This is a genomic window from Paenibacillus xinjiangensis, assembly GCF_059686975.1.
On the sequence record NZ_JCAALS010000001.1, the window covers coordinates 199,924 to 212,271 of the forward strand.

General features: G+C 43.5%; 14 protein-coding genes and 1 tRNA gene. 13 read left to right on the plus strand and 2 right to left on the minus strand.

What is annotated here, in order from left to right:
• Positions 1-293: 293 nt before the first annotated feature.
• The 4 genes from AC6ESP_RS00890 (at position 294) to AC6ESP_RS00905 (ending at position 2,095) form a co-directional block, all read left to right on the plus strand.
• Positions 294-369 (plus strand) — tRNA-Ala (locus tag AC6ESP_RS00890).
• Between the two features lie 91 nt (positions 370-460).
• Positions 461-1,327 carry a hypothetical protein gene (locus AC6ESP_RS00895; protein ID WP_497094783.1) on the plus strand — a complete coding sequence of 289 codons (867 nt, stop codon included), beginning with the start codon at positions 461-463 and terminating at the stop codon, positions 1,325-1,327.
• A gap of 104 nt (positions 1,328-1,431) precedes the next feature.
• The gene (locus tag AC6ESP_RS00900; protein ID WP_497094784.1) at positions 1,432-1,710 is read left to right on the plus strand and encodes a hypothetical protein; all 279 of its coding nucleotides are present in this window, start codon (positions 1,432-1,434) and stop codon (positions 1,708-1,710) included.
• An 88-nt stretch (positions 1,711-1,798) separates the two neighbouring features.
• A complete protein-coding gene (locus tag AC6ESP_RS00905) occupies positions 1,799-2,095 on the plus strand; it encodes a hypothetical protein (protein WP_497094785.1) in 297 nt (98 codons plus the stop codon).
• A gap of 41 nt (positions 2,096-2,136) precedes the next feature.
• Here the strand turns inward: AC6ESP_RS00905 and AC6ESP_RS00910 are convergent, their stop codons facing one another.
• Positions 2,137-2,832 carry a helix-turn-helix domain-containing protein gene (locus tag AC6ESP_RS00910; protein ID WP_497094786.1) on the minus strand — a complete coding sequence of 232 codons (696 nt, stop codon included), beginning with the start codon at positions 2,830-2,832 and terminating at the stop codon, positions 2,137-2,139.
• Positions 2,833-3,005: 173 nt separating this feature from the next.
• The gene (locus AC6ESP_RS00915) at positions 3,006-3,275 is read right to left on the minus strand and encodes a helix-turn-helix domain-containing protein (RefSeq protein WP_497094787.1); all 270 of its coding nucleotides are present in this window, start codon (positions 3,273-3,275) and stop codon (positions 3,006-3,008) included.
• Between the two features lie 472 nt (positions 3,276-3,747).
• Between AC6ESP_RS00915 and AC6ESP_RS00920 the strand changes: the two genes are divergently transcribed.
• The 9 genes from AC6ESP_RS00920 to AC6ESP_RS00960 all read left to right on the plus strand — a co-directional run bounded on the left by AC6ESP_RS00920 (position 3,748) and on the right by AC6ESP_RS00960 (position 12,317).
• On the plus strand, positions 3,748-4,854 hold the full coding sequence (locus AC6ESP_RS00920) for a stalk domain-containing protein (protein WP_497094788.1): 1,107 nt from the start codon (positions 3,748-3,750) through the stop codon (positions 4,852-4,854).
• Positions 4,855-5,406: 552 nt separating this feature from the next.
• A complete protein-coding gene (locus tag AC6ESP_RS00925) occupies positions 5,407-6,144 on the plus strand; it encodes a hypothetical protein (protein ID WP_497094789.1) in 738 nt (245 codons plus the stop codon).
• 18 nt (positions 6,145-6,162) lie between these two features.
• The gene (locus AC6ESP_RS00930; RefSeq protein WP_497094790.1) at positions 6,163-7,110 is read left to right on the plus strand and encodes a DNA adenine methylase; all 948 of its coding nucleotides are present in this window, start codon (positions 6,163-6,165) and stop codon (positions 7,108-7,110) included.
• Positions 7,111-8,197: 1,087 nt separating this feature from the next.
• Positions 8,198-8,887, plus strand: coding sequence for a hypothetical protein (locus AC6ESP_RS00935; protein WP_497094791.1), 690 nt, complete (start codon positions 8,198-8,200; stop codon positions 8,885-8,887).
• A 38-nt stretch (positions 8,888-8,925) separates the two neighbouring features.
• Positions 8,926-9,813, plus strand: coding sequence for a hypothetical protein (locus tag AC6ESP_RS00940; RefSeq protein ID WP_497094792.1), 888 nt, complete (start codon positions 8,926-8,928; stop codon positions 9,811-9,813).
• Between the two features lie 124 nt (positions 9,814-9,937).
• On the plus strand, positions 9,938-10,798 hold the full coding sequence (locus tag AC6ESP_RS00945; protein WP_497094793.1) for a recombinase family protein: 861 nt from the start codon (positions 9,938-9,940) through the stop codon (positions 10,796-10,798).
• Positions 10,799-11,075: 277 nt separating this feature from the next.
• Positions 11,076-11,408 carry a recombinase family protein gene (locus AC6ESP_RS00950; RefSeq protein ID WP_497094794.1) on the plus strand — a complete coding sequence of 111 codons (333 nt, stop codon included), beginning with the start codon at positions 11,076-11,078 and terminating at the stop codon, positions 11,406-11,408.
• A 117-nt stretch (positions 11,409-11,525) separates the two neighbouring features.
• Positions 11,526-11,738 carry a hypothetical protein gene (locus tag AC6ESP_RS00955; RefSeq protein ID WP_497094795.1) on the plus strand — a complete coding sequence of 71 codons (213 nt, stop codon included), beginning with the start codon at positions 11,526-11,528 and terminating at the stop codon, positions 11,736-11,738.
• A gap of 39 nt (positions 11,739-11,777) precedes the next feature.
• Complete coding sequence (locus tag AC6ESP_RS00960) at positions 11,778-12,317, plus strand: recombinase family protein (RefSeq protein ID WP_497094796.1); 540 nt, start codon at positions 11,778-11,780, stop codon at positions 12,315-12,317.
• Positions 12,318-12,348 lie beyond the last annotated feature (31 nt).

The following is a 12,348-nucleotide window of genomic DNA, read 5'->3' on the forward strand; positions in this document are numbered from 1 at the left end:
GCTATGACTATTTAAGGATTCTATTTAGGATACAACCGCATGTTGTCGCCTTCCCGATGATAGGGGGAGTTGATAGCTCTCGAGATGCGGAGCGGCGTACCTGTAAGGTGGCTGCAGTCTAGGTTGTGAAGGAGAGTTAAAAAATATTTTTTTCTAGTTGTCGCATTGACAACATTTAAGACAATATGCTACTATCAATTTTGTTGCAGTTTGTACATACGGGGCCTTAGCTCAGCTGGGAGTCCAAGTATGGGTGGTTACACTACCATAGAAATTGCAAGTTGATTTATCGTGGGGGCTTAGCTCAGCTGGGAGAGCGCTTGCATGGCATGCAAGAGGTCAGCGGTTCGATCCCGCTAGTCTCCACCAACCTTACCTTCAGAACGGCAGAGATGCCGTTTTTTTTATATTTGTTTTTGATCACTCAGACAAGTGTTGATTATGAGAATGGAGAATATGTATGCCGAAGTGTGCTTTATGTGATAAAGAAGCTGAACTTGAAAATAGCCATATTATTTCCAAATTCGTTTTCAGGTATATTCTAAAGAACTCAGCAACAGGCTATATGCGAAGTACCTCGAACGTAAACAGAAGAATACAGGACGGCGAAAAACGTCCTTTATTGTGTGGTGAATGTGAGGACATATTTTCTAAGAATGAAACTGCCTTTGCAAATAAGGTGTTCCATCCTTTCCAAAACAGTTCAGTTACGGACTTTGAATATGATAGTTGGCTGAATTATTTTGTGAGCTCGGTAAATTGGAGGAACCTTTATTTAGACATACTTGATTTTGTTAGTAATGGGGACATTCCTGTATATGCACTTGAGAAAATAATAGCAGCAGAAAGAATCCTTAAGGACTTTTTACTCGGAAAAAGAAATGATATTGGTGAAATCGAAAACCATATTTTCTTCTTTGATACAATTGAAAGTACAACTGATGAAATCACCTCTCACAATCCTCATGTGTTTTTTAGAACGAGCTCATATGGATACACTTATATAACTTACGGATATGGAGAGGGATATTATATTTACTCGAATCTTGCGGGGATATTAATCTGTACCATTGTCAAAATGAGCAATGAGGATGAGTGGGAAAATACTTTAATTAATTCCAGTAAGGGTAGTATGATTTCCCCTCAGTATGTCAAAAGCCCATTAATGGGTGAGGTTATGGAATATATGAAGGAATACTCGAACCATGAGATCTCAGAAAAGCAGAAGGAAATAATTGTGGAACAAATGAAAAAAGATCCTGATAAGGTTAAGCGAAGCAACTCCTACAAGTATAGACAATACGATATTAATCTTCGTAACGACTAGATTTTGAAGGAAATCGATCGCTCATTCAACTAACTCTGACACTTGCTGAATCCTCCTGTCCAAGTTAACATCAACAAAACTTGATGACTTGGAGGATTTTATTCATGAACGCTACGACCGTAATGACAGCTTCGAAGCCCGCCGTTAAACCCGCAACACAAAATCGCTATTCCTTGATCGGACTAGTGGTGGACGATGCGACATCTGCGCAATTATTAGAAATGGCAAGACTCCATTGCAAGCTTGCCCTTGAACATGGCAAAGCAATTACTACAATAGCTCGGCGGCGCGAAATCATCAAAGAAATTCAGAGCTTACGGTCGGCAAGGCATGCTCTTATCGAGCAATTAGAAGCATCGCAAAAAATCGAACATGTCTCGTGACAAAGATTGTTAACCAAAACTGCATATTGAAAACAATCCCCTTCTACGGTAAGATCAACGAACTTTTACCTTGGAAGGGGATTTTATTTTGGAGCTACACTCGTTACCAGAATGGTTCAAACCAGCATTTGATTTGCGCTTTATTGAACAGGCTAGAGTAGCTGGGAAATCACCTGAGATTCAACCGTTACGGCTTAGGCAAATTGAACTGGAGAAGCAGTTGAAAGTCAAGTTAGATCCGCAGTTGTATCAACTTATCCTTGAATGGGAAGAAGTCTTAAACCATCGTAACACACTTGAAAAAGAATCGATGTATTATTCAGGGGTTGAAGATGGACTTTCCATTTGGAAGCATCTTCTGAACAACCTCAACGTCAAGAATTGACTCAAACACCGAATGGAGCCGCCAGTTAATCCTTGGCGGCTCTAATGCTTCTTCTCTTTAATTAGATCATTTCCGTTAATGCCGAGAAGTTCATAGGCTTGCTGTACCATGTCTTTGTCTTTCCCAAACAGCGGATTGGAATGATCATAAATGCCGCTCTCTTTTGTTACATGCCGAAGGTTATGCACCATAAACTCAGAGTTGCATAGGACGGCGACTTTTTTAGTTGACCTTAAGAGTTTCTGCTGAAACGCAACTGCTTTCTCAGCAACTTCTGGTGAATATACTACAGGTTCCCCATCGGCGGCTAGCATGTCGCGGTGATCCACGAGTACGTTCAATTCCCCGATACCAAAACCGTTGCAAATTCCGATCAAGGTTCTATCCATGTATTCAACATTTTCAGGGGTCAGAAGACCTTTCACGGAAAAAGCCAATACGCTAGTCTCAGGATCGACATGATATTGAAACCGCTTGAGAAACGGTTCTGTGAAGTCCCTCTGTTGATACGCAAGGGTAGCCGAAAATCGTTCACTTGAGAACATGTATTCAATGGAGATATTAAGTGCAGCAGCAATCTTTTGAATATTCATAATGCTAATGTTTCGATTTCCTGATTCTAACGAGCTGACGTAGCTCCGATCAAGCCCAGCTCGATTGGATAGCATTTCTTGACCGATGCCCGACCGAGCCCTTAATTCCCTGCATCGTTGTCCAAACTCCACACGTATATCCACGCTAAGACCCTCCCAAACATAACCAATTCCTTTATAAAGAAATATCGGTATTTTGGGACTAAAGTTGTAGGTCAAATCAATCTGTTTTACTCATAGTCAACTGAAATATCGACAAACCTAAGGTAAAATTAAACAAATAGAGCTACCAGCGACTGTCTGGTAGCTTCTAAGGCTTAATCACTATCAATACTTGAGCCTTTGAGTTTCTCGTACTCGGCTTCGATAATTTTGAAAAAGGATGAAGGCTTTATTTGGAGTACTTCACAAAGTTCGAAGATCTTGCTGACAGATGGTTCGTTTTTGCCGACTTCTATAAGAGATATGTACGCTCGGTCACCATTGCATAACCCTGCAAGATCCTCCTGACTTAATCCCTGCTTAATGCGAATAGCTTTAATGGTTTTGCCAATGACTTGTTTTATGATCAAGGAATGGTCATTCAAGAGAGAAAACTCCTTTTACAACCATTGTCAGTACGCTATAATATAAACACCAGATCGAGTACCCAACAAAAAGGGAATAAATGTATATTTATTAAAATAGAACATGCGTTCTGTGTTGGTGAAAACCTACGTATTGGCTTGAGAAACCTATCTAAACAGTTATAAACCACCCGATGCCATTGATGCCTACGAAATTATGCCGAGTTTGGTTTTATAACTGGTGATGGCTATAGGGGAGTTTTCTTAGAAACTACAAGAAACATCAAGTAATTTGGGAGTCGCCGAGGGATAAACGACATAGAGATAATGGAGTCTGGGAAAAAACGATGATAGTTCAACAGGGAGATTGAGCTGGACAAGTGGACACTACACGGTTTAGGTCAGATTATCCCTCTTATCTCGCCCACCTATCTGCTCGGCTCACAGTAGTCTCTCGCCGCTCACCACAGAAAAATTTATCGAAGGTATGTTCATGGTCATCCACAAGAGGAAGAAGGTTTCTGCAGCCCTCAGCGCGGCTCTAGTCGTGTCTATGTTGGCTACAGGCGGTACAGTCGCCGCACAAGGTCAAACTGGCGCAGCGCAGGTTCAGTCTGCCACACAGCTGTACAGGCTGGTTACCGTAGTGATTGACGGAAAGGTTCAGGAGTTCCCTCAGTCTGCGGTTATAAAGGCTGGCAGCACTCTCGTGCCGCTCAGGGGTATCTTTGAAGCTCTGGGTGCTGAGGTTTTGTGGAGCGAAAGCACTCACTCGGTAACTGCCACAAAAGGCGACATTGTAGTCAAGTTGACGGTTGGTGAGTCTGTTGCTTATGTCAACGGCAAGATCGTCACTCTAACGGCTAAAGCGGAGGTCATCAACGGTTCAACGATGGTTCCATTGCGTTTCGTTGCAGAGGCACTTGGTGCAAAAGTTGAGTGGCAAGCAAGTACAAACACAGCGGTAATTACTAGTGTTAAAGCTGGTGGAGGTCAAGTAGATCAAGGCTCAGGTCAAGTTTCTGGCATCAAGGTAGAGTACGGTAAGCATAATTATGGTTCTACAAGCCAAGCGCAGTACGATAAGGTAATGGAACTAGTAGACAAAGCGATGACAGGGTATGCAGATAAGAGTCTTTCTGACTACAATGACATGATGGGAGTTCATTACAAGTCTTACCTTGATGGTGAAAGATCTGAAAATCACAGGGGTTTAAAAGCAGCTGAGGTTGTTTTTGGTGAGATGATAAATAACGGTGTAAGTTCTAAAACAGCAGAAGATGTATACAAATTGTCTCAAGTTGCTTATAAGTTAACAAATAAAGCCGATGCACCAAGAGGGAGCAGTCCCCGCAGTGCATATGATGCCCTTGTAAATCTGATAAGCGATTGTGACAGTGACGCACAGGTAATATCAGCAGTTTTCGATGCGGCAGGTTACAGCACTGCAATCATAGCCAACCCAGGTCATGCCAACGCAGTTGTGAAAATCGACGGCAATTGGTACATGCCTGCGGCAGGGACATTCCAAAAGGTGACTTTACCTACTTCGACAAGCCCTGCAAGCGGAACATATCTTTACTCCGCACCAACTTTTTAAGTTGCATATTCTTGTTAAGAGACAATGTCCTTCAACGGTCATTGTCTTTTTATTTTGGCTTTGAGAGGGGCTTCGGATTTGACTGCTTCCCTGTTTGGGTCGACAATATGGCTAAATGGTTAAAGCAGGTTTGAACTGCTACGCTCCTTCAATAAAAATGAGAGCTAAGAAGCCCTGTTGCGTATATTTAATCTAAGGTTGCAGTTAGGTAAGGGATTCAACTCAAAATACTACAGTTAACAAGATTTTCATGGAGGTAGCTCGGCGCATCGATCCTCCATTGCTCTCATACTTGTATTCAATAAGGGGTATTTTTTTGTGCAGTTTAAGCGCTAGGTTTGCGACTTAGATAGCTCAGTAGCACTTGGCGTAAAGACGACTCGAGGGTAGCGGGTCGTCTTTTGCATTTAGACCACCTTCACTTCACTCATAAAATATGGATACCCAGATCACATGGGATTTGATAGAATGGTATCTAAGATTGTCATTTTATGTCGCATTCCTCTGATCGTGCTAGGGGTAGTGCATCCATCTTAGAGAGGGGTTTTCAGGATGTTGAAGGTAGTGAAAGAACGTGGCAGTGTTACTGCGTCTAGCAAGGAATTGAAAGATGTCGTGAATCCAGTTGAAAACTTGTGGAGAATCGAGCTTTTGTATGGAAAACACCCTGCCTATACGGAACTTACATATGCAGTTAATTTCACGACACGACTTGAGGGTAATGCATCGAAGTGCTTTTTGGTTATCGATCTGCGTGATCGGTTTGATGAGTATCTCAGAGATTTGAATGTTTTTGGGAGCTTAGAGAAAGCCGAGCTACATAAAGTCATCGATTACGTGAAGTACCTTAAAATTAACGGTATCTTCAGAAGAGTGCCGAACTTGCTCTCGGTAATAGAGGGTTCTGCCAGCGATGATGAGAGCCAAGAGTTATTTGAAATGGTATCAGATGCTATTCTAAGCGATCCTGAGGCGTTTCCGACCATCAGTTCAGATTTGTATAAGCATAATATTAGTTCAGGGGTAATTCTTGACTCTGAGCAGTATCTCGAAAAGTACGGTGAAAATGCTGTTGGTATTACCACCGAGGCTTTGATGGAGATTCTGGATCTTGACTGTAGCACTAAGAGCGTTCGTTTTATGGAGATCACTCGTGGCTGGCTTGAGCAGAAATTCCTTCTCAAGGTGAGTCGCCAATCTCGCATACAAGAGCCTGTTAAGCCCAATATTAGCTCCGCAGAGTATAAGCGGTTTTACATCTTCAAGATCGATGCACTTGGTCAAGAGTAGCCACTGGGAGGGGTATAGATGGGTGCGATAAGGCGACCTGGCGGTTTAGGCTATGATAACGGGCATGGAAAGAGCATTATCTCGTACATCGGAGGGAAATCCGCCCTAATAAAAAATATAGTACCTGTAATCGAATACGCAGCAACAGCTTACGGTCTGAGTAGCTACTACGAGATGTGCGGTGGTGGTGCGAGGATGCTCTTAAACCTGCCGCCTGAGCTTTTCAAACACCGCTCCTATAATGACATGGACTTGGGCTTGTGCAGGATGTTCGCTTGTCTTGGGGATAAGGCTTATCTGTATGAACTTATGGCGTTGCTGGAAAGCTTAGGTTGTGGTGAAGATGTGTTTCTACGTGCTAAGCATGCGAAGGAGTACGAAGATCGGATGAGGGCGCATGGCTCGGATTTTAAGTTAAACATGATCCATTCTGCGGCAAACACGTTTATCCTTGCCATGCAATCGTGGGCGGCGGATATGACAACATTCGATACTTCTAGGGTCAGTGATAAGAAGCGGCTCCGCAGTTATTTTAAGCGAGTACGGGATCTAGATCATTTCTACCCAACTTTGGCGGACGTTGAGGTCACGCATGGAGGAGTACTCGAATTATTGGATTTGGTCGGTGAGAATGGCTCAGCATTCGCATATATCGATCCACCGTACACACCCGAAAGTATGGTTCAAGAGAATCATTATGGAGATCGTTCTTGGACATTGGAGGATCATGTTAGTCTAGTCGACAAGCTACTCGCTACAGACATGAAAGTGGCACTTAGTGGTTACGACAATGAGTGCTATGATCGCCTTGTAGCGGCTGGCTGGAAGAAGCTTTATCTTAAAAATGTATTTGTATCTTCAAGTGCGACAGCTGGGCGCAGGAATGACGAATACCTCTGGATAAACTTCGACATTCCTGTTTCATTAGTGGAGCAGGTCTGCCATATAGACTACAGCCAGTGGTAGCCTGTAATGGTTCTAAAACCTTCGATGCGGTTGGTATTACCTACGTTTCAATTCTATTACCTTCATTACCTTCATTACCTACGTTCAAGTGCCTTCTGCGGTATCAACTGCGGAGGGCACAATTATTTTCTAATTCTGCAAATGCGTTGAATTTTTGCATAGTACGAACGACATAGAATATACGTTCAAGGCAAGAACTACTCAAATTGGATACCCAAGTAGAGGCAACATGATTTGCTCAGATCGGTTAGGTCATCTCAACTCGAGCAACTCGCTTCTCTCCCTCACACTTGTCCCACTTTCCACCTGTTCCCCTCCAAGATCCCGAAAGTACAGCCCATCACACAGCATCCATCGGTTTGCAGTCGGAGCCACTCGCCAAATCACACAATGCTCCACCGTTGGCAAGACTTGAACCCACAGTTCACTTTCCCACACACTTGTTGCGGGCAAAGCATCGGTAAATTTCAGAGTTAAGAAACGTATCATGATTGTTTGGTGGTCTGCCTGAAATAGGAGGTCTTAAATAGTCGGTCATTGGTGCAGTCTGCACATCGTTTCCCTGCCTGTATTCCTTGAGGGGTATCGAATGCAGCAGGACTTGGTCTGGCGGCTAGGTACGAGAGGGTTTGTAATCCCCAAGCAAAGTCGCCTACAGGACGACTGCTGGTTTTGATGGATCAGTCTCATAAGATATCAAAAGAAAAGTACAATCTGAATGCAGATCGAGCGATTCTGCACTCAGATTGTTTTTTGTTTTGAAGGGGTTCTCTGCTTTAAGAAAACTTTAGCTCGCCATGCACCTAAAATGGAAGGCAGTTTTACATTTCTCTGAAAGGATACTCCCTCAAAAAGTATATTTTCTTTCTCGGTATTTTTTCGCAAAGGCTGTATGCCTTGGTATCACTGGGTTTTTCTGAAAATAATAATCGTTTACAAAAATTGTGGCTGTTTTTTGGTAGTATTCTTTCAGTTATTTTCGGAGTCCTCATCTCTCTCCTGTAATGGCTGTCAGGGGTGAGGATTCTGCTCCTTTGGAGGGACTTCATCAGTTAGCTCGCCAATGGCGGGGAAGGAGGGTCAGAGAATGTTGGTATTTAAGGAAGTTGAAGAAGAGGCTCGTGAGGTTCGAGATCGTTTGGCGGTTTGGGGTGAAGAGGCTGACACTGCTCTTGATGAACAAAGGCTGGATTTGCTCCTGCGCATGATTGCTTATATCAACAGCTTCGTATGGCTGGCACATGGTAAGTCTCGCAGTAAGCTCAAGCATTTCTTGCAAAGTCGTTATGACTACCAAGAGGCAGCCGAAAAATTCGGAGTATCGGTCAAGTCATTACATGTGACTGTCTCGTATGGGTCTGGTCGGTTAAAAAAACGCATCGGTAGCGCACTTGAATTATTGAAGGCTGGAGACATTCCTTCCGCTGAGCGTGAGTTTGCTCTTGGTACGGGTGCTTTAAGCACTGATTTGTTTATCAGTGCGATTCATGATCGGTTCACTCCAGTTAAAGATGCTGGGGTAGACATAGGCACTTGCGAGAAGGAGCTTAGATTTCTGGCTCATTTTACACGTAGTAATTTCTCTTTGGTACTAGAATCTTTGGATCGGATGAAACTAGAGCATCTGTTATACATTCTTTCTCAAAATGATCGCAGTTACATGACAGAACGTGGTTATCTCTTTCGTTGTTTAGAAGGAGAGTTAGAGCCTGTCGAGGCGTTAGCTCATTTGCAAGATGGCTACATTTATGCCGCACCGAAACTATCTGTCGATTAGCATCAGTTGTAAAAATACCAATGTTGAGGAGTGATCGTATGGTCGTCAAATTAAATTCACATCCGTCTAGTTTCGCCTATAAAGGCGCAGAAGTGTTTATGCCTGGGGTATGTGTTGGTAATCAACTTCACGGCTATTTAATAGGTAAGGGGCTTGAGCTTGATCGGCTTTATAAGTTTAACTGCCCACATCCGTATCCGCTGATTGCTTCTGAGGATGTCAGGAGTCTGGGGTTGGATGGGTATCCTATTGATAGCTGGATCGCTAAATGGCAAGCAGCGTTCTTAGCTCAGGAAGGTATCCATTTACCTGCTGGTTTTGTACATGATCATCGTGAATCTCTAGTTAGTTCTTATTTGTTATCATCCAGCCTATGTGTTGCTGAGGTGAGGTCGGGTGGGCAGTGGGAGTACATTTTAGTTACTAAGAGTCCTGAGATTTTGAAGGCGCATGAGTCTGGGTTTGCTTCTGCGGCTAGGGGAAAGGGGTTAGATCGATTCTCCCAACAGCTTTCAACCTCTTATAAAGAGCTGAGTAGCGGCTCTTATTCCGCAGTTCGAATGTTTGCGGATGTGGATGGTATCATTCTTAGCAAGCGGACTTTAGGGACGAGTAGTTCGAAGCACTTGTTTCCCTATTATGCGGTGAACCGCTTTGCTTTACGGCTCAAAGACATCTTAAGCCGTCAGAGAGTGCGCATAACCTTTCGTGATGCTGGAGGCTTGTGTCCTCCTCTAGTAACGACACTCAACACTGCGGTTGTGGCTGCTTGGCTGGGTTCCTCTCCGTCGAAGGCTGAGATGGCAAAATGGGCGGATTGGAGCAGCAGTGCTTCTATGGGGTACATGTCGCTTCCAGACCTTTCACAACGTGGACAGTTTGTATCAGTGCCGATCCTTCACATTGAGAAGATTGAGCGTTGCTAATGCCGCATTAATATAGGTTTATGGTGCTTCTCCATCGCATGCCCTTATTGTGAGTCTGGGACTCCCAATAAGGGTATTTTCTTAATCATAAGGTGGTTTCAAAAACTATCGTTTTTGCGATCGGTTGAAAGCCGCATGGTTAGTGGCGGTTTCGGCTAAAAAATTGGTTTCAAAAATAGTATCAATTGAGAGGATTCATAAATCTATCTTTTTGGTATATTCCAAAAACCTATCTATTTTTAATAACGGTGGTTTGTGGGACGCATCTATTTCTATATTCAATGATCAGTTCATTTGGTCTAATCAATGGGAATGGGGTGTAGTTGAGATGGGTTCTAAACTTTGGGGATATGTTCGCGTTAGTAAAACAGAGCAGAATGAAGACCGTCAGGTTGATCTTTTAATGAAGGAACATGGGGTTGCTAAGGTTGATATTTTTTGCGATAAGATCAGCGGTGCCAAGTCTGACAGACCAGCTCTCAATCAGCTTCAGCAAGTGCTCAGAGAGAGCGATACGGTAGTCGTTGAGTCATTAAGCCGAGTATCTCGCTCTAATGCCGACCTGCTCGTTCTATTGGCTGACTGGCAGGATCGTGGGATCACATTTATCTCTCATAAGGAAAGACTCGATTTCAGTACGACAACTGGGAAGTTTATGCTCAGCATGCTTTCGGCTCTATCCGAATTTGAAAGGGATACGCTGAGAGATCGGGTGAATGAGGGGCTTGCAGCCGCCAGAGCCAGAGGTCGGATCGGAGGTAGACCGAAAGTGGACAAGAAGGCTTTAGAAAAGGCGGTAAAGCTGTTAGGTGCTGAGACGCATTCTTTGCGAGAGATATGCCAGATTGCAGGGATATCCAAGTCTACCCTGTATCGAGAAATAAATAGGCATAAGGACTTGGAACAGTTGGCTAAGATAAAGTCGATAAAAAATGCAGCTAATTTTTCAGCGGGTAACATTAATCCTCCTGCGGATTCCTTATAAGTAAATTTCGAAGCTTGGTATAATGGTCTATGCCTTGTAGTGTGTGCAAAGTATTGCTTAGTGGGTGGTGTGGCTTTTTGTAAGGACAGATACGGCGAAGACGCTCGTTCATAGCGTCATAGCTCGTATCTGTCCTTTTTATTCTGCTTCCTTCCTGCTGGGGTATCAATAGGGTTGGTTGTGGTCGGACATGCATGAATTTATACATATTTTTTGGAATACAGCTTATGTCTTTGTAGGTTTAGTTCCCTACTAATATGAGCGTGGAGGAATAGGTATGGCACTTAAAAGTAGTAATCCAAAGTTGGCGGCGATTTATATCAGAAATACAGGTGGTGAGATGGCTTTGTTTGAGCAGAAAATGTTGTTTGAGCTCGCACATGATCTTGCTCTTGGGGTGTTCGATGTTTATATCGATACGGAGTGTGTATGTCGGCATGATCGTGAGGCACTGATCCAGTTGCTTGTTGACGGGTCACGTGGGTGTTTCAATACGATCCTCGCTGTAGACTTCTCAAGGTTAAGTCGTGATACGAACTTTGTTGATCATTTGCTGGGGGTATTCGAAGCGCATGGTATTGGGTTTATTATGTTGGGGGATTGTGTCTAGGTTGTAGGGTTATTAATTCGCTATGAGATCCTTTCGACTTTGGGACATTTTTACTGATACTTCTAATAGGTGGGCAGGAGCAAATCGGCTCTGAGCTTGATGCAGGAGTGATAGTGAATGTCCACAGTAAATTCAGTAGTAGTTGGCGGTCAGGAGTACGAGGTCATTTTATCTGAGGGGGTTGTTGTCGGACTTAAAAGGTTCAATTCGAGGCATAAGATATGGGTAGAATTGCGATTTGTTGTTGAGGATTCGAATGCATCAGAAGAATTACTAGCTTTACTGGAGTCGGCATATTTAGACGAGCAGGTGTCTTCCTCTGCTCTCTAATCTAGGTTTTGCTTAATATAAAAAATAGGAGTGGTTACTTTGGCTTTGTTTAATCGTCCTGCTAGTTCAGGAAAAACACATATGGATGCTCATGTTAATTATCTGCGTCATCACATGGCTAATGAAATTAGTTATATGACCTCGTTGCGAACACGGGAAGCGATGAGGGATATGATTCGTAAAGGTTTGTATCGTGGGGGTAGCGTTCCATATGGCTATAAGTTGGTGGAGTCAGGGGTTCAAAACAAGCGCCGTGTTCGCTTGTTGAAAATTGAGATTGAGTTCCACGATGCGATTCTCGTTGCTCTGATGTTCGATTTGTACATTGAGGAGGGTTATCCGACGACTGATATTGCTCGGATATTAAATGAGGCTGGTTGTAGAACGAGTGGTTGTGGCTACTGGACTTCAAGTTCTGTGAGGGCAATACTCCGAAATCCGCTCTATAAAGGATACATGGTCATAAATCGTGGTAAGCCAAACGAGGTAATGTCGGATTACCTCGAGGATTTGGCAATTGTGGCGGATGGCGTTTGGGCGGAAGCGCAGCATCTTCTTTCTGATCGTAAAACTAGATAGTAGATCGTTGCGTAATCCGTTGGGATGAGCT

Excerpts from the sequence above, each read along its gene's own strand:
- AC6ESP_RS00895 (WP_497094783.1), top strand. The coding sequence starts at position 461 with ATGCCGAAGTGTGCTTTATGTGATAAAGAAGCTGAACTTGAAAATAGC.
- AC6ESP_RS00900 (WP_497094784.1), top strand. The coding sequence starts at position 1,432 with ATGAACGCTACGACCGTAATGACAGCTTCGAAGCCCGCCGTTAAACCC.
- AC6ESP_RS00920 (WP_497094788.1), top strand. The coding sequence starts at position 3,748 with ATGGTCATCCACAAGAGGAAGAAGGTTTCTGCAGCCCTCAGCGCGGCT.
- AC6ESP_RS00925 (WP_497094789.1), top strand. The coding sequence starts at position 5,407 with ATGTTGAAGGTAGTGAAAGAACGTGGCAGTGTTACTGCGTCTAGCAAG.
- AC6ESP_RS00930 (WP_497094790.1), top strand. The coding sequence starts at position 6,163 with ATGGGTGCGATAAGGCGACCTGGCGGTTTAGGCTATGATAACGGGCAT.
- AC6ESP_RS00935 (WP_497094791.1), top strand. The coding sequence starts at position 8,198 with ATGTTGGTATTTAAGGAAGTTGAAGAAGAGGCTCGTGAGGTTCGAGAT.
- AC6ESP_RS00940 (WP_497094792.1), top strand. The coding sequence starts at position 8,926 with ATGGTCGTCAAATTAAATTCACATCCGTCTAGTTTCGCCTATAAAGGC.
- AC6ESP_RS00950 (WP_497094794.1), top strand. The coding sequence starts at position 11,076 with ATGGCACTTAAAAGTAGTAATCCAAAGTTGGCGGCGATTTATATCAGA.
- AC6ESP_RS00955 (WP_497094795.1), top strand. The coding sequence starts at position 11,526 with ATGTCCACAGTAAATTCAGTAGTAGTTGGCGGTCAGGAGTACGAGGTC.